The sequence below is a fragment of the Novosphingobium sp. ERW19 genome, from assembly GCF_012641315.1.
Classification (GTDB): domain Bacteria; phylum Pseudomonadota; class Alphaproteobacteria; order Sphingomonadales; family Sphingomonadaceae; genus Novosphingobium.
In genome coordinates this window covers 1-26310 of sequence record NZ_JABAIC010000006.1, presented here as the reverse complement: position 1 = coordinate 26310, position 26310 = coordinate 1, and the positions used below count along the sequence as shown (strand labels likewise).

Sequence of the window (26310 nt, the reverse complement as noted above, 5' to 3'; positions counted from 1 at the left end):
CGGGGAAAAAGCCTCTGTAACGACGCGCGTGGAAATGCAGCGGATAGGGGCCTGACCCTAGGCCGGATGGCGCGCTGCCAGCGCGATCAGGTCTGTGCGCGAATAGCGGCGCTGGCTGGCGCGGGCGATGCAGGAACGCGGGACCGGGCGCAGCGCGGACCATGCCGCCTTGCCGATGAAGCCGAGCTTGCGGGCGTTAGTAACGACGGTGCGATGGTCCCAGGCATGATCGCCGCGCTTGGCGACCTCGCGCGCAATCTCGCCATAGATGCCGGCTGCGGCGAGGATGGCCCAGCGTTGGCGGCCCTTGAGGCGGGCAGCGCCGATGCGGGCCGAGCATTCGTGGATTTCCGCCGTCTCGCACATCCGCGCGACCAGCCGGGTTAGCGCGGGCCGATAGTGCGGCTTCATCTGTTCGCCGGGCGGTATGTCGAGCTCGGACAGCCAGTCGAGCGGGATGTAGCAGCGGTCGGCCGCGTCATCTTCCTCGATATCGCGGGCGATGTTGGCGAGTTGAAAGGCAAGGCCAAGGTCGCAGGCGCGATCGAGCGTGTCCTCGTCATCCGGCGAAACGCCCATCACCACAGCCATCATCACCCCGACGGCGCCGGCGACATGCCAGCAATAGCGCATCAGGTCTGCCTCGCTGTGGGGCTGCCACTCGGCGGCATCGAGCGCAAAGCCGTCGATCACGGCGCGGGCCATCTCGATCGTCAGGCCAGTTTCGCGGGCGACAAGGCCGAGGGCGTCGAACGCCGGATCGCCGCTTTCGCGCCCGGCAAGGGCAAGGGCGGTTTTTTCGCGAACGATGGCAAGCCGCTCGGCGGCACCTTCCTGAATGCCAAGCGCGCCGCCATGGTCTTGCGCATCGACGATGTCGTCGCAGCGGCGACACCAGGCATAGAGCAACCAGACCCGTTCGCGCGTTTTGCGGTCGAACAGGTGGCTGGCGGCGGCGAAGCTTTTCGAGCCCTTCAGGATTGACTTGCGGGCGTAACTAACGAGTGCGCTGCGATCCTGCATTGCTCAGAGATCTTCGGCCTTCATCGCGAAGATCGGCTTGTGCGGGACGTGTGCTTCCATGCGCGCCAGCAGGATATCGAGGTCGGGTTCGGCGATGATGATTCCGGCATGGGCTTCGCGGATGAAGCCTACCTCGATCATGTGGCGGTTGAAGGCGAGCAGGTGGTCATAGAAGCCATAGGCGTTGAGCAGACCCACCGGCTTGGCGTGGTAGCCCAGTTGCGCCCAGCTGACCGCTTCCCACAGCTCGTCCATCGTGCCCACGCCCCCGGGGATGGTGAGGAAACCGTCCGACAGGTCGGTGAAAGCCTTCTTGCGTTCGTGCATGCCGGGGACGATGTGCAGTTCGGTGCAATCGTGGTTCGAGACCTCGCTGTTAACGAGGGCCTCGGGGATCACGCCGATCACTTCGCCGCCCGCATCGAGCGCGCCATAGGCGACTGCGCCCATGAGGCCGAGCTTGCCGCCGCCATAGACCACGCCGATTCCGCGCCGGGCCAGTTCGGCGCCGATCTGGCGGGCGAGAGTTACGTAACGGGTGTCGGCGGGTGAGGCAGAGCCGCAATAGACGGCGAGACGTCTGATCGAAGTACGGCCGGTCAAGCAAGATCCTCCAGCATCAGTTTGGCGGTGGCCTTGGCCGAACCGACTACTCCGGGAATCCCGGCACCCGGATGGGTTCCCGCGCCGACCAGATACATGTTCGAAATGGCATCGTCACGGTTGTGCGCGCGGAACCAGGCGCTCTGCGTGAGCAGCGGTTCGAGGCTGAAGGCGCTGCCGAGGTGGGCGGACAGGTCAGTCTTGAAGTCCGACGGGGCATAGTGGAACTTCGTTACGATACGCGAATGGATGTCCGGGATGAGGCGGCGGCCAACTTCATCGAGGATGCGCTTTTCGAGGATCGGGCCGATCTCGTCCCAGTCGACCGGGAGCTTGCCCATGTTGGCCACCGGAACGAGCGCGTAGAAGGTGCTCATGCCTTCCGGCGCGACAGAGGGGTCGGTCACGGTCGGGTGGTGGAGATAGATCGAGAAGTCTTCGGGCAGGACGCCGTGCTTGTAGATATCGTCCAGCAGGCCTTTGTAGCGCGGCCCGAACAGAATCATGTGGTGCGGAATGCCCGGCCAGGTGCCTTCGACACCGAAGTGAACGACGAAGAGGCTGGGCGAGAATTTCTTTTTCGTCAAGGACTTTGCGCGACGTTGTGCATGTGGATTATCAGGCATCAGGTCGCGGTAGGAATGGACGATGTCGCCGTTGGAGGCGACCGCATCGAACTTGGCCGACCAGCCGCTTTTCGTCGTGACGCCGGTGACGCGGGTGCCAAGCGTTTCGATATGGGTGACCGGATCGCCCATGCGCACTTCGCCGCCGAGGCGCTGGAAATGGGTGAGCATGCCCTGGATCAGCTTGTTGGTGCCGCCCTTGGCCCACCACACGCCGCCGTCCTTCTCGAGCTTGTGGATCAGGGCGTAGATCGAGCTGGTGTTCATCGGGTTGCCGCCGACGAGCAGGGTGTGGAAGCTGAAGGCTTCGCGCAGGCGTTCGTCCTTCACATAGGACGAGACCATCGAATAGACCGAGCGCCAGGCCTGGTAGCGGGCAAGCGCCGGGGCGGCCTTGAGCATCGAGGCGAAATCGAGGAACGGGACCGAGCCGAGCTTGACGTAGCCTTCCTCGAAGACGCCTGCCGAGTATTGCAGGAACTCGTCGTAGCCCGCGACGTCAGCCGGATTGAGCTTGGCGATCTCGGCGCGGAGCTGGGTCTCGTCGTTCGAATAATCGAAGTTGGTGCCGTCGGGCCAATTGAGGCGGTAGAAGGGCATGACCGGCATAAGCTCGACATCGTCGGACATGCGATGGCCCTTGAGGGCCCAGAGTTCCTGCAGGCAGGCGGGATCGGTGACGACGGTGGGGCCGGCGTCGAAGGTGAAGCCGTCCTTCTCCCAGTGGTAGGCGCGGCCGCCAGGCTTGTCGCGCGCTTCGATCACGGTCGTCTGGATGCCGCCGGACTGGAGGCGGATGGCGAGGGCCAGGCCGCCGAAGCCGGAGCCGATTACGCAAGCGCGCTTCATCGTGGGGTTCCTGCAAGGGTAAGGGGCTTGGGCCGCGCGCCGAGGCCGGTGAGCACGCCGATGGCGTTCAAGATCGGCAGCGGCGGCTTGCCCGCGAGGATGCGGGCCTTGTCGAACACGGTGGTCTTGCCGGCGTAGAAACGCTCGATCAATCCGTGGCGCAGGCTGTAGAAGCGTTCGAGGACGCGGTAGCGCTTGTCCGGCTCGGCGCCCGCAAAGAGCAGGGCCGAGAGCTGTCGCAGGTAGGCGGAGTTGGCCCAGTGTTCGCGCGCCCAGTATTCGCTGAACTGGGCGAGGGCTTCGCCGGACAGGTCCTGCTGCCGCGCGAGGGCGAGGGCGTATTTCACCGCATCAGGCAGCGAGTAGCTGGTCACGGCCTGGAACAGCCCGGCGCGCACACCGGCACGGGCGACGGGGCCGCCGCTTGCGCGCCAGAACGCATCGAAATTGCCGCCGGCGACGACGGGGAGAACGCCCTGTTCCTCTTCCAGCACTTCGGCGACATGCCAGCCTTTGGCGGCAGCATAAGCGTCGATGCGGGCGCGGATGGCATCGGCATCGAGGGCGGGACCATCGGAATAGTAGGTGTCCTCGACGAAGATTTCGTCGGCGGCGAAGGGCAGCGAGTAGACAAAGCGGTAGCCGTCGATCTGTTCGACCGTGGCGTCCTTGACGATGGGGGCTTCGAGGCCGTGGGGGGCCGAAAGGCGGAAGCGGCGGCCGACGAACTTCTGCCAGCCGCCGGTAAGGTCCGTTACGTTACGCAGGCCGCGTGCGTCGATCACGCCTTTTGCCTCGAGCCGGGTGCCGTCGGACAGGGTGGCGTTGGTGGCGCTGCAGGCCAGAGCGCGGACCCCGGTCATGATCGATGCCTCGCCAAGGCGCTGGCGGACGACCTTGTCGAAGCGGTGGGAACTGATCGAGTAGTAGCTGGTCTTGAGGCGACGTTCGTAGCGCGGGAAGTGCACGGTGTATTCGGGCCAGGCGGCAACGACCATGCCGTCGAGCAGTTCGCGCCCGGCCTTGTTCACGTCGGTCCCGAAGAACGACCACACGTGGTTGCCACCGATCGTTTCGCCCTGTTCGACGAGGACGAGATCGAGTTCGGGGCGGGCCTGGCGCAGGGCCAGAGCGACGAGGCCGCCAGCCAGCCCTCCGCCGAGGATCGCGATGTCGCAGTGTCGCACGCTCATGACCATAGCGCTTAGGGGGATGCGGTTGCCGGTGCAACCATGGGCTTGTCGCTGTCAGCTTCACCCGTCAGAAAGGGCATGGATCGGGGGGGGGAGTAGCGGCAAATGGCGAGGATGGTTTCATTGCGGCCCGGCAGGGCGGGGTGGATTGCGGCTGCAGGCGTCGCGCTTGGGATCGTCATCATCCTGCTTGGCATGGCGCGGCCGCCGATCTGCCCGTGCGGAACGATCCGACTGTGGCAGGGCGTGGTGGAATCGGCGGAGAACAGCCAGCAGATTTCGGACTGGTACAGTTTCAGCCACGTGATCCACGGCTTCCTGTTCTACGGCGGAGCGCACCTTCTATGGCGCAAGGCCGGGCTGACGGCGATTTCTCCGCACTGGGCGCTGGGCCTGGCGGTGCTGGTCGAGGGTTCGTGGGAGATCCTCGAGAATTCGCCGATCATCATCGACCGCTATCGTGCCGTGACGATCTCGTACGGCTATTCGGGCGACAGCGTGCTCAATTCCTTTTGCGACATGGGCTTCATGGCACTGGGCTTCGTCTTTGCCGGTCGCATGCCGGCGTTGGTGACGGCGGCAGTGGCCGTGGCGTTCGAACTGTTCACGCTGGCGATGATCCGCGACAACCTGACGCTCAACGTGCTGATGCTGGCCTGGCCGTTGGAGGCGGTGAGGGAGTGGCAGGCGGCGGGCTGATCGAAACCCTGACTGCCTGATTTTCTTGACCGAATGCCTCATTCGCCGGGGCAGTCGGTTGCCAATTGATACGCATCAATGTCACTTTTCCAGACGAGCCGAGAACGGCCGCATATGGCGTCAGACCATGGAGAGGCATGATGAGCGAGCACGCAGCATCGGGCGGCGACTTCGACGTATTGATCGTGGGCGCAGGCATTTCCGGCATCGGTTCGGCCTGGCATCTGCAGGAGCAGTGCCCCGGCAAGACCTATGCGGTCATCGAGAGCAAGGACACTTTTGGCGGGACGTGGGAAACCCACAAGTACCCCGGCGTCCGTTCGGACTCTGACCTTTACACTTTCGGCTATCGCTTCAAGCCCTGGGTCGGCGCGCCGATTGCCAGCGCGCAGGCGATCCTCGACTACATGGGCGAGGTGATCGAGGAAGGCGGCATCGACCAGCACATCCGCTATGGCCACACGATCACCAGTGCCAAGTGGGACAGTGCGAGCAATCGCTGGACGCTGGAGGCTCGGACCAAGGGCGGCGAAACGGTGATCTTCACCGCGAACTTCCTGTGGATGTGCCAAGGCTACTATGATCATCAGGTTCCCTACATTCCCAAGGAGTGGCAGGGCGTTTCCGACTTCAAGGGTCTGTTCGTCCACGCCCAGCTGTGGGACCCGGCGACCGACTGGGAAGGCAAGCGCGTACTGGTGATCGGATCGGGCGCGACGGCGGCGACCGTAGTTCCGGCCTTTGCCGAAAAGGCGCAGGTGACGATGCTGCAGCGCTCGCCCACCTATTTCTATTGCCATCCGAACCAGAACGAGCTGGCCGACCGCTTGCGCCAGATCGGCATCGACGAGCCGACGATCCACCGCGTGGTGCGTGCGCAGATCATGCATGACCAGGCGCTGATGGACAAACGCTGCGTCGAGGAACCCGACGTGGTGTTCGAGGAACTGAAGATGGCGGCGCGCGCCTATGCCGGCGAGGACTTTGCGTTCGAGCCGCACTTCACGCCGAGATACCGGCCGTGGCAGCAGCGGCTGGCGTTCTGCCCGGATGGCGACCTGTTCCGGGCGGCGTCGGAGGGCAAGGTCAAGGTCGTGACCGACACTATCGATCGATTTACCGAGACTGGCGTGCTGACAAAGGGTGGCGAGCTGCTGGAGGCGGACATCATCGTTGCCTGCACCGGATTCCACCTGAAGGTTCTGGGTGACATACCGTTCGAGGTGGATGGCAAGGCCGTGAACTGGGGCGATACCGTAACCTATCGCGGCATGATGTTCACAGGCGTGCCCAACATGGTCTGGGTCTTCGGCTATTTCCGCGCGAGCTGGACGCTGCGCGTGGATATGCTGGGCGATTTCGTTTGCCGCCTGATCAACCATATGGACGAAAAGGGCGTGCGCAAGGTCGAAGTTGCCTTCCGCGACGAGGATGCCGGCATGGACGTGCTGCCGTGGATCGAGGAGGACAACTTCAATCCGGGCTACCTGATGCGCGACATGGACAAGCTGCCCCGGCGCGGCGGTAATGAAGTATGGCGTCACAACCAGAGCTACTGGCTGGAGCGCGAGGCCATTCCAGCGATCGATCTGGACGGGCAGGAGTTCGTCTACGATGGGGTGCGGCGGGATGCGCCTTTGGCGGAAGCGGCGGAGTAGCTAAAGCAAGCGCGCTTCCCGCAGGGGCGGGAAAACTCAGTCCGGTTCTGCTTGTCGAGGCGGGACCGGCAAGGTGTTCCCCAACGCATTTGCGCGCTTCGCGCCAGCCTCGAGTTCCTTCTTGAGGTTGCGGACGTAGTGGTCAAAATCCAGCTGGATCGTATGCCGGCGCGACGCGTAATACTGGCCGGTGTGGTAGGCTTCGTCGCTGGCGATGACGCGGTGCATTTCGGCAGGCGTGGGCGGAGCATAGTCACCCGCAAGATAGGCTGCGACGAGCTTTGACTGCTGCTCGGCGAAATTGACCAGCGTCGGCAAGGGCTGGGCCAGGCCGACGTAGAACAGGTCGGGCACTTCGGGCTTCATGATCCGCTTGAAAAGGGGTGGCGGGCGATTTTCAGCATCGGCGGTAAGTGCAGGATCGTCGAAAAAAGGGAAGCGGATGTCATAGCCGGTGGCCCAGACGATCACGTCAACCTGTTCGCGCGTTCCGTCGGTGAATATGACGCTGTCCCCGTCGAGCCTCTCGATGCCGGGCTTCATGGTCAGGTCGCCTGAGCCCGCACGGAGCAGGAACTCGCCGGAGACGGTCCCGTGGCTTTCGAAGGGGCCGATTTCGGGTTCTGGCAGGCCGTACTGGCTCATCCGGCCGACCAGTTTCTTGATCATGCGAGTGGCCAGCCAGTTGCGCAGCCGCTTGGGCATCCACGACGGTGCCGGGTTCTTGTCGAGCGGCTGGCCGCGGTAGTATTTCGGCAGGACCCAGACCCCGCGCCGGGTGGAGACGAACAGGCGCGAGGCGATCGGGCGCTGCGACAGTTCAGAGGCGATGTCCATCGCGCTGTTGCCCATTCCGACAACGAGCACGCGCTTGCCGACGCAGTCGACCGGATCGAAAGGACTGCGATAGCCGTGGCTGTGGATCTGGGGGCCGGAGAATTGCCCGGGATAATCGGGAATGCGCGCGGCCCAGTGATGGCCGTTGGCGACGACCAGCGCATCGAAGCGCTCGGTCTCGCCGGTGGACAGGCGGATCTCCCAACCGCCTCCGGAACGCCGTGTCGCCTTTTCCACGCGGGTCTTGAACCGGATGTGCGGGCGCAGACCGAAGTGACCGACATAGTCATGGAAATATTGGAGAAGCTGGGCGTGATGGGGATAGTCAGGCCATTCCGCCGGGACCGGGTAATCCTCGAACGCCAGCCGCCATTTCGACGTGTCGATGTGCAGGCTCTGGTAGCAGGCCGACATGCCGTTGGGATTGTTGAAGTACCAGTTTCCGCCGATGTCATCGGACGCTTCGTAGACGACGAAGGGAATGCCATTGTCCTGCAGGCGCTTGGCGGTGGTGAAACCGGAGCAGCCTGCGCCGATGATGCATACGCGCGGGAGCTGGCCCGTCCGCTTACGCGCGACGACGTCGAGCGCGACTTCAGGCGCGACATGCGGTGGTGCGACCGTTCCAGTCTGGGCCATGATCCTGCTCCATTGTTTGGCCTTGCGTGCCTGAAGCAGGGATATCCTTAATCGGGTGATTAAGTCCACCCGGCCGGGTGATCGGTCAAGTTTTGCGTTGGCGGATCGGACGGCCCGCGCGGGCGGAGCGCTTCCTGAGCCAGATGACCACGCCGGTCACGGAAAGCATCGTTACCATCAGGCCGAGCAGGCTGACGAATACCCGGTACGGGAGGCCAAAGACTTGCGCCATGTGCAGCGCAGCCAGCCAGTTGTTGAAGGTGTTGGTGCCGTTGGCGCCGCTCGGCCAGTCTACCGCCTTCAATTCGCCGGTATTGCTGTCGAACGCAACGCGGGTGCCGCCACCGTGGTGGCCGATGTCGGCCGCGGTGGTGAAGCCGTAAACGTACATCCCGCTGGTGGGCACGTGCCAGATCCAGGTTTCGCCTTCCTCCAAAGGAACGAGGCCCTGCTTGTAGGCGACCTCTTCGGCGAGCGCCTTGCCGCGGGCGGTGGCGGCGCGGAAATCGAGGGCAGGGGCATTGCGCGGGGCGGGCAGGGTGTTTTCGAGCAGCACAAGCCGGGCGTCCTGCGCGCCCAGTGCCTGCATCACCGGCACATGGACCTGCGGCAGGTTGAACGACACGCTCGACCAGGCAAAGACCAGCAGAAGCGGCCAGAGCCAGAGGCCTCCGGCGCGGTGCAGATCGAAGTTGAGCTTGTAGGGCGTGGACTTCCAGCGGATGCGCCAACTCGGGCGCCAGCGTTCGAGGAACGGCGTGCGGGCGGGCTTCGGCGCTTTGGGTGGCAGGGTGAGGTAGAAGCCGACGAAGCAATCCAGCGTCCAGATCAGCGCGGCGATCCCGAAAGCGAGCGTGCCGATGGTGCCGAGTGCGAGCGAATAGTGGAGGCGATAGAGGAAGGGCATCAGGTTTTTCTGCCCTTGTGCAATGTTGCCCCATTCACGACGGCCTTGCTCCTGCCCGGTCACGGGATTGAGGAACAGATCGTCCCATTCGGGCACGCCGGGCCCGTGTTCGCGCTCGAGCCCGGTCTTCGGATCGAGCCAGTGAAGGTGCAGGCGCAGGGCCTTGCCGGGTTCGACCGAGAGCGGCAGGAAATCGAGCGCGGCACCGGGATAGCGGGCAAGCACGTCCTCGCGCACGCGCAGGGGATCGGGCGTGCCGGTCCAGCGGGAATTGTGCAGTTCCGGCGCGGTGGCGGCTTCCAGTTCCTCGATCCATGGCAGGAGCGAGCCAGTCATGCCTGCGACCGCCAGAAAGAGTGCGAGGGTCAGGCCCGCCCAGCGGTGGACCACGACCCAGAATGCGCGCCCCGGCAGCGCGAGGCGCCGGGGCGAGGGAATGGCGTGCTGCGCGGTGGTGGCCATCAGAAGGTCATCCTGACCGAACCGGTGACGCTGCGCGGGGCTGCGTTGAACGACTGGTCCCAATACAGGCTGGCAAGATGCTTGTGATTGGTCACATTGGCGACGTTGAGGTTGAAGCTGACATTGTCATTGAGCTTGTATCCTGCCTGCAGTTGGAGGGTGGCGTAGTCGTCCTGACGGATCGTGCCGAGGGCGTTGGTTGAATGGATCGCATCCTGCCAGCGCATGGCCGCGCCAAGCTGGACCTTCTCGACCGGCTCCCACCGGAGCAGCAGGTTGGCAGTGGTGCGCGGCACATAAGTGCGGACGGGATCGCCATTGCGCCCTTCGAGCGAGAGGTGGGTGACGCCGCCCTGCACGGTCAGGCCGGGGGCGATGCGGCCGCCCACTTCCGCCTCGACGCCCTGGCTGCGCACGAAGATGCCGGTGTAGAGGGTCTGGCCGAGATTGGCGTCGTAGCCGGAGGATTCGGCAAGGTTCGACTGTTCGGAGCGGAACAGCGCGAGCGAACCGAACAGTGTCTTGTGTGCGGTTTCCCCCTTCAGGCCGGCTTCCCAGCTCTTGCCCTTGGCCGAGCCGACCGGCTTGAGGTTTGTGCCGAGTTCCTTCTGCGGATTGAAGATGTCGGAATAGCTGGCGTAGAGGTTGACGCCGGGCAGCACCTTGAATGTTGCGCCGAGGAAGGGGCTGACCGCGCTTTCGCTGCGGGCGGCGCTGACGCCGAAGGTGAAACCGGTGGTCTGCACGTCGATGTAGTTGGCGCCGAGGATCAGGCTGAGGCGGTTGGTCAGTTCCAGATCGGTGGCGGCGCGGATGCGCCATTGCTTGTCCGAGATGCGGGCGCTTTCAACGGCATCGCCAAAGGCCGGGAAGGGGACTTCCGTACCGTTCCAGCCTGATTGCAGGGCGGGGAGAGCACCCCAGGCCGGGTCGGTGCCGGGGACGGGGTAGGTCAGGTAGCCGAACTTCGCTGCGGTCCGCTGAACGCCAAGGGTCAGCTTGTGGTCGCGGCCGAAGAGCTTGAAGCTGCCATCGAGGCGATTGTCCCAGATCCAGCCGCGTGCGGTGGACAGGTAGCCGCCGGGGTAGCCGAACAGGCCGAGGCCCGTTTCGGCATCGGGCGTGCCATAGACGTAGAACAGCCTCGAGGGTTCATCGTTGATGCGGCGCGAAAGGTGGGTCTTGACGCTCCAGCCGGGAGCGAAGGACCACGTGGCCTCGGCGAATGCGGTCTGGTCCTTGCTCTTCCAGTAGGTCCAGTCCTGCGTGGTGGAGGTGGAGAAATCCCAGTCGAGCTGGTTGCCTTCGCTGTCGAGCAGGGGAAGCGCGCCCCACAGCACCCCGTGCGAGGTGCCCTGCTGGCGGGCGTAGCCAAATGACAGTGCGAGATTTTCGGCAACGCGGCCATCGACCACCGCCTGCAGCGCGGTGCGGTTCGAGCGGTAGTCGCGCAGATAGGAATCCGCGTTCTGCGCCGCGCCGACAAGGCGGACACCCCAGTTGCCGTCAGAGGTCAGCGGCATTTCGATGTCGACTTCGCTGCGGACCCGGTTCCACGAGGCGGCGGTCAATTCGCCGGTTACGCGGCGCTGCCCGGTGTAATGGCGGCGGCGGTAGTTGATCGTACCGGAGGGATTGCCGACGCCCGAAAGAAGGGCGTTTGCGCCTCGAACGACCTCGATCGAATCCCACATCACGGTATCGAGCGAACCGATGGAAGGCCCCCAGATGTTGGGCAACTGGATACCGTCCACCATGGCTTCGGTGATGTCGAAGCCGCGGGCGTTGTAATAAGTGCGGTCCGTCTCGGCCTCGTCCACGTTCACGCCGGTGACATAGCGCAGGACATCGTTGACCTCATCAAAGGCGAAGTCATCGAGCAGGGTGCGGTCGATGACGGTCACCGATTGGGGCGTATCGATGATGGCGAGGGGGAGGCCGGTTGCGCCGCTTGCCACGCCTTCGGCCTTTTCACCGATCACGGTGATGCGATTCTGGTTGTCTTCGGCCTCATCGGCACAGGCGGGGTGCCCGCCAAGGACCAGCGCGGCAAGGGATGTGGCGGAAAGAAAATGCAAGCGATGCGACACGTTAGGCTCCCGTCTGTGATGGGCGGGCCTTAGTGCGATTCATTCGCAAGAGTCAATGCAAGTAAGAATCATTCGCATTAAAGGCGAATGAACCCTCTTGGATTGGCTGGTTGCCAGTGTCGCCAGACCGCATTAGAAGTGCCGCCATACCCCGGGGAGCCAGTGTGGCTGAGAGGGGCTGGTCACGCAGCCCGACCCGTCGAACCTGAACCCGTTAGCACGGGCGGAGGGAAGGGCAGTGCTGCTGGCAAAGCCATGGCACCCGCGCTCCCGATGCCTGACGAGAGGAGCGCTTGAATGGCCGACATCAACTCCAAGCTGGAAATCGGCGTCACCACCGGGCCGATCCGTGGCAGCCGCAAGATCCACGTGGAAAGCGCGCGCTTTCCCGGCCTGACCGTGGCGATGCGCGAGATTTCGCTGGAGCCTGCGAGCGGGGAGCCGCCGGTGCGCGTCTACGACACGTCCGGTCCTTATACTGACAGCAACGTCATGATCGATATTGCCGCCGGCCTGCCCAAGCTGCGCCACGACTGGATCGTCGGTCGCGGTGATGTCGAGGCCTATGAGGGCCGTGCGGTCAAGCCCGAGGACAACGGCCTGAAGGGACCGGACCGGTCGGCAGGTGTTCCGCCGTTCCCGAACGTGGTGAAGCGGCCGCTGCGGGCCAAGGCCGGGCAGAACGTCAGCCAGATGCACTATGCGCGGCAGGGCATCATCACGCCCGAGATGGAATACGTGGCGATCCGCGAGAACCTTGGCCGCAAGCAGGCCAAGGAAGCGCTGATCCGTGACGGGCAGGACTGGGGTGCCTCGATCCCGGATTACGTGACGCCGGAATTCGTGCGTGATGAAGTGGCGCGGGGGCGCGCGATCATTCCTTCGAACATCAACCACCCCGAAAGCGAGCCGATGGCGATCGGGCGCAACTTCCTCGTCAAGATCAACGCCAACATCGGCAACTCGGCGGTCGCGTCTGACGTGGCCAGCGAAGTCGACAAGATGGTCTGGTCGATCCGCTGGGGTGCGGACACCGTGATGGACCTTTCGACCGGCCGCAATATCCATGACACGCGCGAGTGGATCCTGCGCAACTCGCCGGTTCCGATCGGCACGGTGCCGATCTATCAGGCGCTGGAAAAGGTTGGCGGCATTGCCGAGGACCTGACCTGGGAGATCTTCCGCGATACCCTGATCGAGCAGGCAGAACAGGGCGTGGACTACTTCACGATCCACGCCGGCGTGCGCCTGCCCTACATCCCGCTGGCGGCCAAGCGCATGACCGGCATCGTCAGCCGTGGTGGCTCGATCATGGCCAAGTGGTGCCTGGCGCATCACAAGGAATCGTTCCTCTACGAGAACTTCGACGAGATCACCGAGATCATGAAGGCCTACGACGTGGCCTATTCGTTGGGTGATGGCCTGCGTCCAGGCTCGATCTACGATGCCAACGACGAGGCGCAGTTCGCCGAGCTCTATACGCTGGGCGAGTTGACCAAGCGTGCGTGGGCGCAGGACGTGCAGGTGATGATCGAAGGCCCCGGCCATGTGCCGATGCACAAGATCAAGGAGAACATGACCAAGCAGCTCGAAGCATGCGGCGAAGCGCCGTTCTATACGCTCGGGCCGCTCGTCACCGACATCGCGCCGGGATACGACCATATCACCAGCGGCATCGGCGCGGCCCAGATTGGCTGGTACGGCACGGCGATGCTCTGCTACGTCACGCCCAAGGAACACCTTGGCCTGCCGGACCGCGACGACGTAAAGGTCGGCGTGGTGACCTACAAGCTGGCCGCCCACGCGGCGGACCTCGCCAAGGGCCACCCCGCGGCGCAGGTGCGTGACGATGCGCTGAGCAAGGCGCGCTTCGAGTTCCGTTGGCGCGACCAGTTCAACCTGTCGCTCGATCCCGACACTGCCGAGCAGTATCACGACCAGACGCTGCCAGCCGAAGGCGCGAAGTCTGCACACTTCTGCTCGATGTGCGGGCCGAAGTTCTGCTCGATGAAGATCAGCCAGGAAGTGCGCGAATTCGCCGCCAAGCAGAACCAGCCGATCGAAACTTTCGTCGCGGCTGACGAAGCCGAGGCGGAAGCCGGCATGAAGGCCATGAGTGCGAAGTACGACGAGATGGGCCGCGAGCTTTACATCGGCGCGGGTGGGCGCGAGCACGACTGAACGTAAAGGATCGGGCTTTACGATCCGGTCTTCGAACAGCCGAATTCATACTATACGGGTTGTAAGAGATGACTTAGGCTCCCTCGTTCTGAGCGGGGGAGCCAAGTCATGTTTCACGGCAGCATCAGTCCAGAAATCGCTGAAAGACTTCAGCTGCTTCGCAAGCGTATCGATGCAGCGAAGATTCCGCCGTCCAAGCTGGATGAGACGCTCAATATTGCAACTTGGAATATAAGGGAGTTCGGGAAGAAGCCGCGACTGAAGGCGGCAATACATTATATCGCCGAGATTATTGGGCAGTTTGATCTGGTGGGGCTGGTCGAGCTACGAGATGACCTTACCGACCTTAATCGAGTTCTGGCAATACTGGGGCCGTATTGGGATGCGGTGTATTCCGACGCCATTCTCGATGCGGGCGGAAACCGAGAACGAGTCTGCTACATCTTTGACTCGCGCACCGTCCGCTTCAACGGCATGGCCTGCGAAGCCAGCCCGCCCCGGACAAAGCGTGGCAAGGAATACCTTTCAGAGTACTCGTGGTGGCGCGCGCCTTACGTCGCATCCTTCAAGAGCGGAAATTACGACTTCCTCGCTTTTACCACGCACGTGCGCTGGGGTGATAGCGACGAGGCACGCCTGAACGAAATTCAAGGGTTGGCCAACTGGGTCAAGGCCAAGGCGGCAGAGAAGAATGCAGAGGACCGGGACATAATCGTGATGGGGGACTTCAACATTCCTTCGCGACAGGATCCGATGTTCGCGGCGATTACATCGGGTGGCTTACAACTTCCCAAAGCCTTGGTAAACGATGAGTTCGGAACCAATCTGGCGCGCGACAAGCGCTATGATCAGATACTGCATCTGCCCCGGTTTGCCGACAACTTTACCAACTCCGGCGGGGTGCTGGATTTCTATGCGAGCGATCACAAGCCGTTGTTTCCCGACCTCGACAAGACTGCCTTCACGTATCAGTTGTCGGACCATCTGCCGCTTTGGATTCAGATCAACACGGATATTGATGGAATGCTGCTGGAACAGATCATCCAGCGCAAGTCGCGCTAGGCTGATCGTGTCGCGGAGGGGAACCTAGCTGCCGACCATCCATTGGCTAAGCAACTGGGCGCCAGTTCCGTGTGCCCTCGGGAAGCGATGGAGAAGGCCATGTTCAAGGCCCGCGTTATGCTCGCTGCGGTTGCTGCGACGACTTTGACCGCAGCATGCACCAGCAATGGATATTATGATCGTCCTGGCTATGCAGATGGCTATTACGACCAAGGCTATTACGAGCAGTATGGCCGATATGATTACAACAACCCTGATCCCCGCTATGGCGGCTACTACGCCGACCGCTATTACCGCGACAATGCGCGTTATCGCGAACGCCAGCTGTCCTACGATGACCGGGTCTATCGCGGGCGCGACGGGCGCTATTACTGCCGCAGGTCCGATGGTTCGACCGGCCTGATCGTCGGCGGCCTTGGTGGCGCGGCTGCAGGAGCGATCATCGCCGAGGGCGACAGCAAGCCGCTGGGCGCGATCATCGGCGCGATCGGTGGCGCGGCGATCGGTGCGGCTATCGACAGCCGCAACCGGAGCGACAACCGCAGCAACGTGCGCTGCAGGTAATTGATGGCGTAACCAGCTTGGCGCCGGGTCTTTCGCAGACCCGGCGTTTTGCTATCGCGACAATCTTGCCAACGCTTCGTCGAGAGCGGAGAGAAAGCGCGAGCGATCGGCTTTGGAGAAGGGGGCGGGGCCTCCGATCACGTCGCCACCGGCGCGCAGGTCAGCCATGATCGCGCGGGTGGCGATCTGGCTGCCGATGGAACTGGTGGTGAAGGGTTTGCCCGCGGGAGAAAGCACTGTGCCGCCTGCCTTGAGGCACCGGTCGGCCAGGAGGATGTCGGCGGTGACGACGATGGCTTTGGAACCTGCCGCTTCGGCAATCCAGTGGTCGGCGGCGTCAAATCCATCGCTGACCACCACGCGACGGACAAGAGGATGTACCGGCACGCGGAAGGGCGAGTTGCTGACGACGGTGACTGGCACGTTGCGGCGGAAGGCGACCTTGTAGATCTCTTCCTTGACTGGGCAGGCATCGCCATCGACAAGGATGCGCACGGTTTCGCTGGGCGTTTCAGGCATGATCGTGCAGTAGCTTTGCCGGAGCGGGTTGGCCACTGTCCGATTAAGTTCGCCAAAGTGCGGATGGGGTGCTACAAGAGCGTCGCTGACGTCGAATTTTGCGACGGACTTCGGTATTGACTACCACGCTGGCGCTTCGGTTCTCGCGGGGCCTTCGACGACGATTTCCTTTCAATTGACGAACCACGCACGGCCCGGCGGCACTTCCGTTTCCGGGCAACCCTCGTTCTTGAAAGGAACATCCCATGCCAGTAGGCACCGTAAAATTCTTCAACACTGAAAAGGGCTACGGCTTCATTCAGCCTGACAACGGCGGCGCTGACAGCTTCGTGCACATCTCGGCCGTCCAGGCTGCCGGCATGGCGACGCTCGATAAGGACCAGCGCGTCAGCTACGAAGTCGAGACCGGCCGCAATGGCAAGGCATCGGCTGTGAACCTCGTTTCGGCCTGACCGAAACCAGCTTCGGCATCGACACGCACCGGGGCTTTGCAAATAGCGTGAGCCCTGCCATCGCAACGCGATGACCAACCCTGCCGATGCCGAACTGCAAGTCCGCCTCCGCCGCGCCGCGTTCAACCGCGCGCTGGCGGAGGGGGACCTTGCCGCGATCGCGCCAATCCTCTCGCCCGATGTGGTGCTGATCACCGGCAGCGACAGTGCAGTCATTTCCGGGCGAAAGGCGCAACTGGCAGCCTGGAAGCGCGAGTTCGCACAAGGCCCTCGAACCGTCTACGTGCGCAACACCGAGAGCGTGATGTCGTCGGGAGTAGAGCCGATCGCCATGGAACATGGGCGCTGGAGCGGAACCGTTCGGGAATCCGCCGAAGTTATGGCTGCCGGGACTTTTGCCGCCAAGTGGCGGAAATCTGGCGAAGCCTGGGTGCTGATCGCCGAGATCTTCGTGACGCTCAGCTGATCCCCCGGTAGAGTCCTGATCTGGCGATTTGGCGGATATTTACCAAGGTGACCTGAAATTCGGGCCATGCTGATCCGGCCCGCCACGTCTCAAACTCTCACCCAGTGCTGGTACACGCGCCAGCATCAGCCCGCGGCTGGTCGCAGACGGGATGGCGAGGGCGCCTGGTCCGCACTGTGCCGCCATTGCGAAAGGCCAATTCGCTCCGTCGGTGGGAAATCGTGGACGCTGGCAGATGGCGTCGACCTGGATGCACTGGCAACACAATCCCCCATCCGCTTTGTGTGCGTGACGAGCGTTGACGACGGCATGGTCATTGCGCGTTACCCGCTCGATCGGGACGCGGACGATGCGGTGATTGCAACAAGGCTGGCCGAGATCGTTTCGCGCCATGGAGCGGCCGAGCCCGGATCGGGGCTGGACGTGCGGCTTATGGGTGGGATGCGAGCGTAAGCTCGATAGGTGAATCGCGCGTTTCCGCGTCGGCCTGAGTTGGTTGCTGTATGTCTTCGTCTTCAGCGATCTGAGGATCAGGCGCGTATTCATCCACCGGGTATTCTGCATCGGCGATGTCAGCCGGCACCTCGACTGGCTCCTCCCAGGGGCGTTCCCAATAGGCGACGCGCATGGGGCGATGGAAGATTGGGACCTGCGCGATCGGATAGCTCTCGTAGGTAACGGCTGTGATTTCAGGATAGGCATCCTGCCGCGCTGCGGGATATGACCGCTCTGGCTCCGGCAAGTGCGTCGGGATAGTGCTGGTGGCAGCGAGGCCCAGTCCGGCGCCAATGGCGATCATGACGGTGGCAAAACGATCGAACAACACGAACCCGGCTCCTGCATCCCTCCCTGTGGGAAGGAATGCCGGAGTGTGGCCGAGGTTCCGCCCTGACCTTGGTGCGGAGCGTCAGTTACCGGTCGCCTTGCCTACCTTATCGGCGGAGCCTTCCCAACTGCTTGCCGAAGTCTCGACCGTTCCACGCACCTTGGCGACGGTGCCGGTGCTGTCTGCCTGCTCGACATAATCGGCAGCGGAGCCGACGGCCTTGCCGATGAGCGAGCCTTCCGAACCCGCGTCGGCCTGTGCGGCGGCCGGCTTTGCATTCCACGGATCAGTTGGCTTTTGCTTTTCGGCTTGCCCCAATGCCAGGAAGCCAATGATACCGACCACGCAAATGGCGGGCAGCGGGCGGCGCACAATGGCGCGAGCAATGGCAAACATCTGTTCCTCCCCCTTCGGTCTACAGATGAAGCTACGCAGAAATACTTATCATCGGGTTATTTTCAGCAGAAAGGGCGCCTCCGGTAGGAAGCGCCCTTTGCTGGGATCAGCGGTGCAGCACGAAGCTGGCCTTGCTCACGGGTGAGGCGCTGCTTGCAAGCTGGCGACTTTGCGCCGAACTTCTGGGCAGTCCCGTGTTGCGGGGCAGTCAATCGTTGCTGGCAGCAGCCTTGCTCGAGATCTTCTTCACGTCCTTGACGTCGAAGGTGACCGGACGGCCGTTGAAGCGGCCGGTGACGGTGCGCTTCGTGACCTTCAGTTCGAAGGGAACCTTGCCGGCATAGGCCGAGCCCTTGAGAACCTTGACGTCGCCCTGCTGTTCGGCGGTGTAATCGTACTTCACACCCTGATAGGTGAACGAGCCGGTTTCCGGTTCGGCAGCGAACACGGGGGTGGCGACGAGGACGGCAGCAGCGGCAGCGAGGATAGTCTTGATCATGGCAATATCTCCTGGAAGATAAGGAAAGATTGCCTTCAGCACCCTTATCTTGTTGCGGTGCAGCATACTAATCGTGTGCAGTGCGGCAATTGTATTTGCCGTTCGGTCAGTTGCAGGATTTGCAACTATTCAAAATTCTGTGATAAATCTGAATCTTGCCCGGGATAGCAGCGAACCAAGCTGCCCGTTCATACGTAAGCATGCATAACGATTCGTCGCGGGCGCTGCATCGACTCAATAGCGCCGCAGGCGGGGTCGCAACTTGCCGACCCACGCCTTGGGCTGTCAGCGTTTGCGAACGAACTCGGCCCGGAGGACCAGTCCCTTGATGCCGGGGTACTTGCAGTCGATCTCCTGCGGGTCGCCCGTCAGGCGGATCGACTTGATCAGCGTGCCTTGCTTCAAGGTTTGCCCGGCGCCCTTGACGTCGAGATCCTTGATCAGTGTAACCTGGTCTCCGTCAGCAAGGAGATTGCCGACAGCGTCGCGAACCTCGACAGTGCTGGCGGCTTCACGCTTTGCCGCGAGTTCAGACGCGGGCAACCATTCGCCGCTGTCCTCGTCGTAGACATAGTCTTCGTCTTCGCTCATCTTTCCCTCCATTCGCGCATCCCCGTGGCACGCGGGGGCGCTGCTTGCCAGCAAAAGCGGCATTCGAGGGAGGATATGCTTGGATCGGACAATCGTTCGCCTTGGACCTGACGATGCTGACGCAGCGACCGAGACATTGACTGCTGCGTTCCGTCAGGACCCGGCGATGAACTGGATGTTCGCTGACCATCAGGCCCGGGAGCGCCGGATGCCGCAGCTGATCCGGTGGATGTTCCACGATCACCTGCGGCACGGCATGGTGCTGGGAACGGCCGGATGTGAAGTCGTCACGCTGTGGCGGCCACCGGGCAGCGTTCATGAGCATGCACCGCTGACGCCGCCCGCGCTGGTGCGTTTCATCGCGATGCTCGGCACGGCAGTGCTGCGGGCAGAGCGCGCGGACCGGATGATCGGCAAGCACTTGCCGAAGGGTGAGCGTCAGTTCTATCTGCGCATGGCCGGTGTCAGGCCCGACCGGCAGGGGCAGGGCCTTGGCGGCCTTGCCATCCGGGCTGGCCTTGCCGAAGCCGACGCTGTGGGACTACCGGCTGTTCTGGAAACAGCGACCGAGAGCAATGTTGGGCTTTATCGCTCCATGGGCTTTCAACTGATCGACACATGGCCCGTCGCCAGGAAGGGCCCGACGTTCTGGACCATGGCGAGGCCTGTGCCGTTCAGGTGAAGGCATCGACCATCAGCTTGCCGCCAAGCATGACCATGAGCAGGTAGATGATGGTGTAGAACCGATCAGGCTTGAGCGCGCGGACAACCCGGACAGAGATCAGCGTGGTGATAATTGCCAAGGGAACGAGCAGAGCGGCGGTCACTACCACTTCATGGGTGAAGGCCCCGAGCATGACATAGCTTGGCACCTTGAGCCAATTGATCGCGGCAAACAGGATTGCGTTGGTTCCCGCATAGGTCAGGTGCGGAAGCTTTCGCGGCGTGACCCACATCTGGAATGGCGGACCTCCCGCATGGGCGACCTGGCTGGTGAAGCCGGTGGCCATGCCGAACAGCGCCCCGACCCAGCCCGGCGATGCAGACGCTGCGGCCACGCGATTACCACGCTCGATCCACAAGCGGTAAAGGCCGAACATGAGCGTGATTCCGCCGAGCACGCCCATCAGCGCCTTCTCGTCGATGCTGGCCGCAAGGGCCCAGCCGATGGCAATGCCGACCATGGCTCCCGGCAGCATCCAGCCGACGATCCATTTGTCCCAGGCATGGCGGAAGGACCAGACGCTGACGACGTCCTGAACGATGAGAATGGGCAGGAGAATGGCGGCGGCGGTCGATGGCGGAAGAGCCAGGGCAGCGACGGGCGTGCCAAGGGCTCCAAGACCGGAAAACCCGCCCTTGGCCATGCCGACGAGAATGACAGCCAGCGCGCAGGCGACAAGGGTTGCAGGATCGGAAAGGAGCATGTGTCTATCGGGTCCGTGGCTTCCATGGCCATTCGATGACGCCGCCGGACCACAGCGCAAGCCAGACGAGCACCGGTTGCGCAAACATGCGTGGCACGTGGTAGCCAAGGCCCGCCCCGTGGCCGGGCTTGGCCAGGTCGAGCGCGAAATGGTTGATGTTGGCGGGGAAGACGCACACCGCATAGAGGGCGAGACCGATGGCCGCAGCCCGGCGGATCGGCAGGGACAGCCCTTGCGCCAGGCCAATAGCGCCGAGCAGTTCGGCAATGCCGGTCCACAGCACTACGGCTTCGGGGGCTGGGACCCATGCCGGCATGATGAGCAGAAACGGGCGAGGCGAAACGATATGGATCACGCCCGCCGCAAAGTAGAACAGTGCCAGCGTCAGGCGAGCGGCTGTGCGCATCATGCGCCGGGTTCCCAGCCGGGCGGGGCAAGGGTAAACCCCGCAAAATCAAATCCCGGCGCAACGATGCACGAGACAAGCACGTAGCCGTGATCGCCCGCGAGCGGTTCGGCAGCCTGCCACTGCCCGGCCGGCACGATCCCTTGCAGATCTTGCGTGGCAAGATCCGGCCCGAGCACGCGCGTTATGGGAGTGCTTGCGTCGTGAGGTGCGAGATGGAGCGCCAGGGCATCGCCCGCTTGCCATAGCCAGATTTCGTCCGTGTCGACCTTGTGCCAGTGTGAGCGTTCGTCGGTGGGAAGCAGGAACAGGATGGCCGTGCTTGTCGCGCGCTGGCCCGGCGCGGCGGACGCGCGCCACGTTTCGCGAAACCAGCCGCCTTCGGGATGCGGCGCGAGATCGAGCGCGGCAATGATGGATTGCGCAGTGGCCATGGCGGGACGGTTGCCCGAGGCAGGGCTTGTGTCAATCATTGCGGTGCGATCGAGGGTCTTGCTCACCAGTGCGCAGGGGTGAGCAGCAAGGGGATGGGGGCGACGGTTGCCCAGCCATGCGCAGCAATCGCGCTATTGCTTTCCTTCGCTGCCCTATTTTCGCCGAGCGACCAGGTGATATGCCATGTGCCGCCATCGGGACGACTGGTCGACCCTTCGATTGCCACGACGTAGGCCTCGACACCCGCGCCGTCGTCGACATGGCCAATGATTTCGGCGGTGGTTATGGCTTCAGGAAGGTCGGTGCCCGAGACCGACAGGGTGACGTGATCGGCCACAGTCCGCGCATAGCGCGGGGGAAGGGCGGCAAGCAGGGCTTCGCGCTGGCTTCTGTCCAGCTTCCAGCCCAAAGTCATGCCGCCCCCAGTTTGCTTTTATTGGGGCGTCGTAAGCGCCCCGGTAACCCAGATTACCGTCAATGCACCGATTGCAAGGACCAGGCTGATCAGCAGGACCCAGCGTACCACGTTGAGGCCTTCGCCGCCGCGAGCCTCGTCGGTGGTGATGTGCGTTTCTTCGCCGCGTCGTTCCATGGCGCTTCTCCTTCGGTAGAACCGTACTTGGGGACTCTACGCGCAGGGAACCGCCCTGTTCCGGCAACGTCCGCATGGACATGACCGGAACGGACCTTGATCGAGGTGAATCAGTCGCGCAGGAGTTCGTTGATCCCGGTCTTGCTGCGAGTCTGCGCGTCGACCGTCTTGACGATGACGGCGCAGTAGAGCGACGGGCCGGGGGTGCCATCGGGCAGCGGCTTGCCGGGCATCGCGCCGGGCACGACGACGGCATAGGGCGGCACGCGGCCGATGTGGACTTCGCCCGTGGCGCGGTCGACAATCTTGGTGGAAGCGCCGAGGTAGACGCCCATCGAGAGCACGGCGCCTTCGCCGACGATCACGCCTTCGGCCACTTCCGAACGCGCGCCGATAAACGCGCCGTCCTCGATGATGACGGGGCCTGCCTGCAGCGGTTCGAGCACGCCGCCGATGCCGGCGCCGCCCGAGATATGGACGTTCTTGCCGATCTGCGCGCAGGAGCCGACCGTGGCCCAGGTATCGACCATGGTGCCTTCATCGACGAAGGCGCCGATGTTGACGAAGCTTGGCATCAGCACCACGCCCTTGGCGATGTGTGCGCCCTTGCGCGCCACGGCACCGGGGACGACGCGGAAACCGGCGTCACGGAAGCGGTTCTCGCCCCAGCCGGCGAACTTCGAGGGCACCTTGTCGAACGCAGGGGCGCCGCCCGAGCCGGCTTCGATCACGGCATTGTCATTGAGGCGGAACGAGAGCAGCACGGCCTTCTTGAGCCACTGGTTGACCTGCCATTCGCCGTCAACCTTCTCGGCAGCGCGAGCCTTGCCGCTGTCGAGCAGTTCGAGCGCGGCCTCGACCACCTCGCGCACGGCATCGCTGGCGGGGGTGACATTGGCGCGGTCTTCCCAGGCGGCTTCGATGGCAGCTTGCAGCTGCCCGGTTTCGACTTGGGCGGTCATGGCGTTTCTCCGTGGCGGATCAGTATGGAACAAAATTGCGTGGCGACTAGCCGAGCGATGCCGGATCGGCAAGCGCCGCAATCGTATGATCGAGCCACGCGACGACGTCATCGGTGACCACGTCGATCGCGGCGTCGTCCTTGGCGCGATCGCCCCAGTCGGTGGCGAGATCGAGCCAGACGGTCTGCATGCCGAGCGCCTTCGCCGGGGCGAGGTTGCGTGCCATGTCCTCGACGAAGACCGAAGTCTCGGGATTGATGCCCAATGCTGTGATCATGCCCGTGTAGGCGGAGGGTTCGGGCTTGGGCTTGTAGGCCATGGCGTGGATATCCCACATGCCATCGAAGCTACTCGAAAGATCGAGCCCGGCCAGCACCTTGGCGGCATAGGCGTCATCGCCATTGGTGAAGACGATCTTGCGGCCGGGGAGCGCGGCGAGACGATTTGCCAGGCGTGGTGCGGCGGAAAGCGGGCTCATGTCGATATCGTGGACGAAGCCGAGAAATTCGTACGGATCGGTGGCGTGGTAATGCATCAGCCCGGACAACGTGGTGCCGTGATCGTGGAAGTAGAGCTTCTGGACGCGCCGCGCTTCCATGGCGTCGCAACCGAGTAATTGCTGGATGAACAGGCCCATACGCTCATCGATCTGGTCGAACAGGCGGGTCGACGGGGGATAGAGCGTGTTGTCGAGATCGAAGATCCAGCAGTCAACAATCGTGGGATCGAAGGGCATTTGCGTATTCCAATCCGGAACTGTGTCATTCGGCATTTACGGCGATGGGGTTATCAGCAAGACTTGGGCAAAGCTACCGGAGCCGGGGTGCGGTGATGTCGGAAATTCGCTGGTTTGGTCATGCCGCAGTGGCAGTGCTGGCTGCTGCCTTGGCGGGATGCGGAGGGGGCGGCAGTGTCTCGAGCACGCCTGCGCCTGCGCCAGCCCCGACGCCCACGCCGACACCAGTTCCGACGCCTGCCCCAACTCCCACACCCACTCCCACTCCGGTCAATTTCGATACGGCGGAATATCGCCGGTCGGATGGGCCTTCGTTGCATGGCGCGATCACGGCATGGCAATCAGGAGCGAGCGGGGCGGGGACGACGATTGCGATCGTCGATTCCGGCATCAATACGTCCAATTCCGAATTTGCCGGACGGATCGCGTCATCATCGACCGACGTGGTGCAATCGCGCGGGTTGAACAACGCAGATGACGACCACGGCACGCAGGTTGCCCTGACAGCGGCAGCAGCCCGGAACAATTCCGGGATCGTCGGGACCGCATGGGGTGCAACCATCCAGATGCTGCGGGCCGATACGCCCGGTTCGTGCGCCGCGTCGGATGGCTGCACTTTTGCCGACAGCGCGATCGCGGCGGGCATCAATGCAGCGGTCGCCGCGGGTGCAAAGGTCATCAATCTTTCGCTGGGCGGCGACCCGGCCAACACGACATTGCGGTCAGCGGTTGCGAGGGCCGCCGCGGCCGGCGTCGTGGTTGTCGTTTCGGCAGGGAACGATGGCGACAGCACCGATCCGGCGATCGACCCGAACAATCCCGATCCTTTCGCGCAATCGCTGCTCCAGGCAGGTGGCGGCAATGTCATCATTGTCGGCTCGGTCAATGCCAGCGGCGTGGCTTCGGCCTTCAGTAACAAGCCGGGAAGCTCTGCGGCATCCGTACTGATGGCCCAGGGCGAAGAGGTGTGCTGCGTCTATGAGGGGAGCCAGATCAAGACCGAGACGAATGCGCAGGGGACATTCGTGACAGTGGTGAGCGGCACGAGCTTTGCCGCGCCACAGGTTTCGGGCGCGGTGGCGCTGCTCGCGCAGGCCTTCCCGAACCTGACCGGAGCGCAGATCGTTGACCTGCTGCTGCGTACCGCGCGAGATGCGGGGGCCACGGGCACCGATGCTGTTTATGGCCGCGGTATTCTGGATATTGCGCGAGCCTTTTCGCCGCAGGGCTCGACCGGGCTGGCAGGGACGCGGGTGGCGGTGTCGCTCGACGGGCTGACGGGAACGAGCAGCGGGGCGATGGGGGATGCGTTGAGCGGGGCATCGCTCGGCGCGGTGATGCTGGATGGATACCAGCGAGCTTACAAATTGAACCTTGCGGCGGGTTTGCGCGCCGGGCAGTCGCGATTGCCATTGCATGAAGCGCTGGCAGGTGGGGGCAGGCCGGTGGCGATGGATGCTTCGGGCTTTGCGCTGGCGTTTACCGTGGACCGGCGGTTCGGCGCGGTGCCCTTGCGTCTGGCACCGAGTGAGGGGCAGCAGGCGCGAGTGCTGGCGTCTTCGGTGGTCACGCGGCTCGACCGGTCGCTTGATCTGGCGCTGGGGTGGAAGGTGAGTGCCGAGAGCCTGACCGCGCGATTGCAGAAGCGGTGGGAGCCGCAATTCCTTGTCGCCGGCATGGCGAGTAGCGTGTTCACCCGGCCCGAGATGGGCTTGGCGGCGCGTTATCTTTTGGGCAGCCTGGGGCTGACGGTTTCGGCGGAGCGTAGCGTGCTGGTGCGGCCCGATCCTTTGCGTGAGCGGCGCGAGGATCGGATGACGCAGTTTGGCTTGGCGCTGGATGGCGGGCGAGGTGGGGCGTTCGACTGGCGGCTGGGCCTTAGCCTGATGCGCGAGGAGCGCACGGTCCTCGGCGCGCGGTTTGCCGATGCGCTGGGTGGCGGCGGGGCGACGATGGCGACGTTATCGCCGGGCCTTGGCTGGCGCTTCGGGAAGGGCTGGGCGCTGGGGGCGACGGGCAGCTTGGGCTTTACGCGGATCGACAGCGGGGCGGTGGCGACGAGCGGCTCGCGACTGGTGTCGTCCTCATGGAGCGTCGATCTTTCGCGCGAGGGCGTGGTGGCGGACGGTGACCGACTGGCCTTGCGCGTCTCTCAACCCTTGCGCGTGGAGCGCGGCGGGCTGGACCTCAACCTGCCGGTGGCGTGGGACTACGTGACACAGAGCGCCACTTTCGCCCGCGTGCCGCTGTCGCTGGCGCCGAAAGGGCGGGAGCTTGACGCGGAACTGGCGTGGGCGACGGCGCTGTGGGGCGGCGATGCCTCGGCCAGCGTGTTCTTCCGGAAGGAGCCGGGGCATATTGCCGGTGCGCCGGATGATGGCGGAGTTGCGGTGCGGTGGTCGCGGGGATTTTAGCTGGCGAACGCAGGTAAACCGAGGCCAATTGTGACCGAGCTGGCGTGGGAAGGATCATTCCTAAGCGTAAGCATGTCACTGTCTAAGAGCCCGAACCGAAAGTTGTTGAGCAATACCAGCATGTTGTGATTCACGCCTCTTTGCGAAGAGATGGAGTGAATGGTGACATGGACTGGTATTGCCCGGCGCGAGCATA

At 63.5% G+C, this 26310-nt stretch carries 29 protein-coding genes and 1 riboswitch; of the genes, 10 read left to right on the top strand and 19 right to left on the bottom strand.

The window, feature by feature from the left end:
* Window positions 1–57 precede the first annotated feature (57 nt).
* From HGI46_RS12720 to crtY, 4 genes are read right to left on the bottom strand one after another with little or no spacing between them, the layout of a single operon-like run.
* The gene (locus HGI46_RS12720) at window positions 58–1023 is read right to left on the bottom strand and encodes a phytoene/squalene synthase family protein (protein WP_168904509.1); all 966 of its coding nucleotides are present in this window, start codon (window positions 1021–1023) and stop codon (window positions 58–60) included.
* Window positions 1024–1026: 3 nt separating this feature from the next.
* Entirely contained in the window at window positions 1027–1608 is a 582-nt protein-coding gene (locus HGI46_RS12715) for a TIGR00730 family Rossman fold protein (RefSeq protein ID WP_168904721.1), read from the bottom strand.
* A gap of 14 nt (window positions 1609–1622) precedes the next feature.
* Complete coding sequence (locus tag HGI46_RS12710) at window positions 1623–3101, bottom strand: phytoene desaturase (RefSeq protein WP_168904508.1); 1479 nt, start codon at window positions 3099–3101, stop codon at window positions 1623–1625.
* Window positions 3098–4294: a lycopene beta-cyclase CrtY gene (gene crtY, locus HGI46_RS12705; RefSeq protein WP_168904507.1), complete on the bottom strand. Its 1197-nt coding sequence runs from the start codon at window positions 4292–4294 to the stop codon at window positions 3098–3100. The genes HGI46_RS12710 and crtY overlap by 4 nt, the downstream gene beginning before the upstream one ends.
* A gap of 105 nt (window positions 4295–4399) precedes the next feature.
* Here crtY and HGI46_RS12700 point away from each other — a divergent pair, with 105 nt between their 5' ends.
* Both HGI46_RS12700 and HGI46_RS12695 read left to right on the top strand, forming a co-directional pair.
* Entirely contained in the window at window positions 4400–4993 is a 594-nt protein-coding gene (locus tag HGI46_RS12700; protein ID WP_240946748.1) for a DUF2585 domain-containing protein, read from the top strand.
* A gap of 140 nt (window positions 4994–5133) precedes the next feature.
* Window positions 5134–6651: an NAD(P)/FAD-dependent oxidoreductase gene (locus HGI46_RS12695; protein ID WP_168904506.1), complete on the top strand. Its 1518-nt coding sequence runs from the start codon at window positions 5134–5136 to the stop codon at window positions 6649–6651.
* A gap of 36 nt (window positions 6652–6687) precedes the next feature.
* On the opposite strand, the gene HGI46_RS12690 is transcribed toward HGI46_RS12695, so the two are convergent.
* From HGI46_RS12690 to HGI46_RS12680, 3 genes are all read right to left on the bottom strand, one after another.
* Complete coding sequence (locus HGI46_RS12690; protein WP_168904505.1) at window positions 6688–8127, bottom strand: NAD(P)-binding domain-containing protein; 1440 nt, start codon at window positions 8125–8127, stop codon at window positions 6688–6690.
* Window positions 8128–8212: 85 nt separating this feature from the next.
* Entirely contained in the window at window positions 8213–9496 is a 1284-nt protein-coding gene (locus tag HGI46_RS12685; RefSeq protein ID WP_168904504.1) for a PepSY-associated TM helix domain-containing protein, read from the bottom strand.
* Window positions 9496–11586: a TonB-dependent siderophore receptor gene (locus tag HGI46_RS12680; RefSeq protein WP_168904503.1), complete on the bottom strand. Its 2091-nt coding sequence runs from the start codon at window positions 11584–11586 to the stop codon at window positions 9496–9498. The genes HGI46_RS12685 and HGI46_RS12680 overlap by 1 nt, the downstream gene beginning before the upstream one ends.
* 142 nt (window positions 11587–11728) lie before the next feature.
* Window positions 11729–11836, top strand: a riboswitch (TPP riboswitch).
* A gap of 47 nt (window positions 11837–11883) precedes the next feature.
* Between HGI46_RS12680 and thiC the strand changes: the two genes are divergently transcribed.
* The 3 genes from thiC to HGI46_RS12665 all read left to right on the top strand — a co-directional run bounded on the left by thiC (window position 11884) and on the right by HGI46_RS12665 (window position 15393).
* Complete coding sequence (thiC, locus tag HGI46_RS12675; protein WP_168904502.1) at window positions 11884–13767, top strand: phosphomethylpyrimidine synthase ThiC; 1884 nt, start codon at window positions 11884–11886, stop codon at window positions 13765–13767.
* 108 nt (window positions 13768–13875) lie between these two features.
* Entirely contained in the window at window positions 13876–14829 is a 954-nt protein-coding gene (locus HGI46_RS12670; protein ID WP_168904501.1) for an endonuclease/exonuclease/phosphatase family protein, read from the top strand.
* A 99-nt stretch (window positions 14830–14928) separates the two neighbouring features.
* Complete coding sequence (locus HGI46_RS12665) at window positions 14929–15393, top strand: glycine zipper 2TM domain-containing protein (RefSeq protein WP_168904500.1); 465 nt, start codon at window positions 14929–14931, stop codon at window positions 15391–15393.
* A gap of 51 nt (window positions 15394–15444) precedes the next feature.
* Here the strand turns inward: HGI46_RS12665 and HGI46_RS12660 are convergent, their stop codons facing one another.
* The gene (locus HGI46_RS12660; RefSeq protein ID WP_168904499.1) at window positions 15445–15912 is read right to left on the bottom strand and encodes a YaiI/YqxD family protein; all 468 of its coding nucleotides are present in this window, start codon (window positions 15910–15912) and stop codon (window positions 15445–15447) included.
* A 245-nt stretch (window positions 15913–16157) separates the two neighbouring features.
* On the opposite strand from HGI46_RS12660, the gene HGI46_RS12655 reads away from it, so the two are divergent.
* The 3 genes from HGI46_RS12655 to HGI46_RS12645 all read left to right on the top strand — a co-directional run bounded on the left by HGI46_RS12655 (window position 16158) and on the right by HGI46_RS12645 (window position 17283).
* Window positions 16158–16364, top strand: coding sequence for a cold-shock protein (locus HGI46_RS12655; RefSeq protein WP_118073696.1), 207 nt, complete (start codon window positions 16158–16160; stop codon window positions 16362–16364).
* Window positions 16365–16434: 70 nt separating this feature from the next.
* Window positions 16435–16830 (top strand): nuclear transport factor 2 family protein, encoded by a 396-nt coding sequence (locus tag HGI46_RS12650; protein ID WP_168904498.1) that lies wholly within the window; start codon window positions 16435–16437, stop codon window positions 16828–16830.
* A 288-nt stretch (window positions 16831–17118) separates the two neighbouring features.
* A complete protein-coding gene (locus HGI46_RS12645; RefSeq protein ID WP_162896017.1) occupies window positions 17119–17283 on the top strand; it encodes a hypothetical protein in 165 nt (54 codons plus the stop codon).
* Here HGI46_RS12645 and HGI46_RS12640 read toward each other — a convergent pair.
* From HGI46_RS12640 to HGI46_RS12625, 4 genes are all read right to left on the bottom strand, one after another.
* Complete coding sequence (locus HGI46_RS12640; RefSeq protein ID WP_118073698.1) at window positions 17261–17656, bottom strand: hypothetical protein; 396 nt, start codon at window positions 17654–17656, stop codon at window positions 17261–17263. The two genes, HGI46_RS12645 and HGI46_RS12640, sit on opposite strands and share 23 nt — an antisense overlap.
* An 81-nt stretch (window positions 17657–17737) precedes the next feature.
* A complete protein-coding gene (locus tag HGI46_RS12635) occupies window positions 17738–18052 on the bottom strand; it encodes a hypothetical protein (protein WP_168904497.1) in 315 nt (104 codons plus the stop codon).
* A 208-nt stretch (window positions 18053–18260) separates the two neighbouring features.
* Window positions 18261–18551, bottom strand: coding sequence for a hypothetical protein (locus tag HGI46_RS12630; RefSeq protein WP_039332377.1), 291 nt, complete (start codon window positions 18549–18551; stop codon window positions 18261–18263).
* A gap of 285 nt (window positions 18552–18836) precedes the next feature.
* The gene (locus HGI46_RS12625; RefSeq protein ID WP_118074748.1) at window positions 18837–19142 is read right to left on the bottom strand and encodes an alkylphosphonate utilization protein; all 306 of its coding nucleotides are present in this window, start codon (window positions 19140–19142) and stop codon (window positions 18837–18839) included.
* Between the two features lie 79 nt (window positions 19143–19221).
* On the opposite strand from HGI46_RS12625, the gene HGI46_RS12620 reads away from it, so the two are divergent.
* Window positions 19222–19824, top strand: coding sequence for a GNAT family N-acetyltransferase (locus tag HGI46_RS12620; RefSeq protein ID WP_168904496.1), 603 nt, complete (start codon window positions 19222–19224; stop codon window positions 19822–19824).
* On the opposite strand, the gene HGI46_RS12615 is transcribed toward HGI46_RS12620, so the two are convergent.
* The 7 genes from HGI46_RS12615 to HGI46_RS12585 form a co-directional block, all read right to left on the bottom strand.
* Window positions 19817–20569 (bottom strand): sulfite exporter TauE/SafE family protein, encoded by a 753-nt coding sequence (locus HGI46_RS12615; protein WP_118073701.1) that lies wholly within the window; start codon window positions 20567–20569, stop codon window positions 19817–19819. The two genes, HGI46_RS12620 and HGI46_RS12615, sit on opposite strands and share 8 nt — an antisense overlap.
* Window positions 20570–20573: 4 nt before the next feature.
* A complete protein-coding gene (locus tag HGI46_RS12610; RefSeq protein ID WP_168904495.1) occupies window positions 20574–20978 on the bottom strand; it encodes a DoxX family protein in 405 nt (134 codons plus the stop codon).
* Entirely contained in the window at window positions 20975–21409 is a 435-nt protein-coding gene (locus tag HGI46_RS12605; protein ID WP_168904719.1) for a cupin domain-containing protein, read from the bottom strand. Before HGI46_RS12605 ends, HGI46_RS12610 begins: the two co-directional genes overlap by 4 nt.
* A gap of 62 nt (window positions 21410–21471) precedes the next feature.
* The gene (locus HGI46_RS12600; protein WP_168904494.1) at window positions 21472–21825 is read right to left on the bottom strand and encodes a hypothetical protein; all 354 of its coding nucleotides are present in this window, start codon (window positions 21823–21825) and stop codon (window positions 21472–21474) included.
* Between the two features lie 18 nt (window positions 21826–21843).
* Window positions 21844–22002, bottom strand: coding sequence for a hypothetical protein (locus HGI46_RS12595; protein ID WP_162896020.1), 159 nt, complete (start codon window positions 22000–22002; stop codon window positions 21844–21846).
* Window positions 22003–22112: 110 nt separating this feature from the next.
* Window positions 22113–22964 carry a 2,3,4,5-tetrahydropyridine-2,6-dicarboxylate N-succinyltransferase gene (dapD, locus tag HGI46_RS12590; protein ID WP_168904493.1) on the bottom strand — a complete coding sequence of 284 codons (852 nt, stop codon included), beginning with the start codon at window positions 22962–22964 and terminating at the stop codon, window positions 22113–22115.
* Window positions 22965–23010: 46 nt separating this feature from the next.
* The gene (locus HGI46_RS12585) at window positions 23011–23700 is read right to left on the bottom strand and encodes a pyrimidine 5'-nucleotidase (RefSeq protein WP_168904492.1); all 690 of its coding nucleotides are present in this window, start codon (window positions 23698–23700) and stop codon (window positions 23011–23013) included.
* A 95-nt stretch (window positions 23701–23795) separates the two neighbouring features.
* Here HGI46_RS12585 and HGI46_RS12580 point away from each other — a divergent pair, with 95 nt between their 5' ends.
* Window positions 23796–26114, top strand: coding sequence for a S8 family peptidase (locus HGI46_RS12580; protein ID WP_168904491.1), 2319 nt, complete (start codon window positions 23796–23798; stop codon window positions 26112–26114).
* Window positions 26115–26310 lie beyond the last annotated feature (196 nt).

Bases quoted from the DNA above. Each gene is read 5' to 3' on its own strand.
- HGI46_RS12720 (WP_168904509.1), bottom strand. From the start codon at position 1,023: ATGCAGGATCGCAGCGCACTCGTTAGTTACGCCCGCAAGTCAATCCTG.
- HGI46_RS12710 (WP_168904508.1), bottom strand. From the start codon at position 3,101: ATGAAGCGCGCTTGCGTAATCGGCTCCGGCTTCGGCGGCCTGGCCCTC.
- crtY (WP_168904507.1), bottom strand. From the start codon at position 4,294: ATGAGCGTGCGACACTGCGACATCGCGATCCTCGGCGGAGGGCTGGCT.
- HGI46_RS12700 (WP_240946748.1), top strand. From the start codon at position 4,400: ATGGCGAGGATGGTTTCATTGCGGCCCGGCAGGGCGGGGTGGATTGCG.
- HGI46_RS12695 (WP_168904506.1), top strand. From the start codon at position 5,134: ATGAGCGAGCACGCAGCATCGGGCGGCGACTTCGACGTATTGATCGTG.
- HGI46_RS12690 (WP_168904505.1), bottom strand. From the start codon at position 8,127: ATGGCCCAGACTGGAACGGTCGCACCACCGCATGTCGCGCCTGAAGTC.
- HGI46_RS12685 (WP_168904504.1), bottom strand. From the start codon at position 9,496: ATGGCCACCACCGCGCAGCACGCCATTCCCTCGCCCCGGCGCCTCGCG.
- thiC (WP_168904502.1), top strand. From the start codon at position 11,884: ATGGCCGACATCAACTCCAAGCTGGAAATCGGCGTCACCACCGGGCCG.
- HGI46_RS12670 (WP_168904501.1), top strand. From the start codon at position 13,876: ATGTTTCACGGCAGCATCAGTCCAGAAATCGCTGAAAGACTTCAGCTG.
- HGI46_RS12665 (WP_168904500.1), top strand. From the start codon at position 14,929: ATGTTCAAGGCCCGCGTTATGCTCGCTGCGGTTGCTGCGACGACTTTG.
- HGI46_RS12660 (WP_168904499.1), bottom strand. From the start codon at position 15,912: ATGCCTGAAACGCCCAGCGAAACCGTGCGCATCCTTGTCGATGGCGAT.
- HGI46_RS12655 (WP_118073696.1), top strand. From the start codon at position 16,158: ATGCCAGTAGGCACCGTAAAATTCTTCAACACTGAAAAGGGCTACGGC.
- HGI46_RS12650 (WP_168904498.1), top strand. From the start codon at position 16,435: ATGACCAACCCTGCCGATGCCGAACTGCAAGTCCGCCTCCGCCGCGCC.
- HGI46_RS12635 (WP_168904497.1), bottom strand. From the start codon at position 18,052: ATGTTTGCCATTGCTCGCGCCATTGTGCGCCGCCCGCTGCCCGCCATT.
- HGI46_RS12630 (WP_039332377.1), bottom strand. From the start codon at position 18,551: ATGATCAAGACTATCCTCGCTGCCGCTGCTGCCGTCCTCGTCGCCACC.
- HGI46_RS12625 (WP_118074748.1), bottom strand. From the start codon at position 19,142: ATGAGCGAAGACGAAGACTATGTCTACGACGAGGACAGCGGCGAATGG.
- HGI46_RS12615 (WP_118073701.1), bottom strand. From the start codon at position 20,569: ATGCTCCTTTCCGATCCTGCAACCCTTGTCGCCTGCGCGCTGGCTGTC.
- HGI46_RS12610 (WP_168904495.1), bottom strand. From the start codon at position 20,978: ATGATGCGCACAGCCGCTCGCCTGACGCTGGCACTGTTCTACTTTGCG.
- HGI46_RS12605 (WP_168904719.1), bottom strand. From the start codon at position 21,409: ATGGCCACTGCGCAATCCATCATTGCCGCGCTCGATCTCGCGCCGCAT.
- HGI46_RS12600 (WP_168904494.1), bottom strand. From the start codon at position 21,825: ATGACTTTGGGCTGGAAGCTGGACAGAAGCCAGCGCGAAGCCCTGCTT.
- HGI46_RS12595 (WP_162896020.1), bottom strand. From the start codon at position 22,002: ATGGAACGACGCGGCGAAGAAACGCACATCACCACCGACGAGGCTCGC.
- dapD (WP_168904493.1), bottom strand. From the start codon at position 22,964: ATGACCGCCCAAGTCGAAACCGGGCAGCTGCAAGCTGCCATCGAAGCC.
- HGI46_RS12585 (WP_168904492.1), bottom strand. From the start codon at position 23,700: ATGCCCTTCGATCCCACGATTGTTGACTGCTGGATCTTCGATCTCGAC.
- HGI46_RS12580 (WP_168904491.1), top strand. From the start codon at position 23,796: ATGTCGGAAATTCGCTGGTTTGGTCATGCCGCAGTGGCAGTGCTGGCT.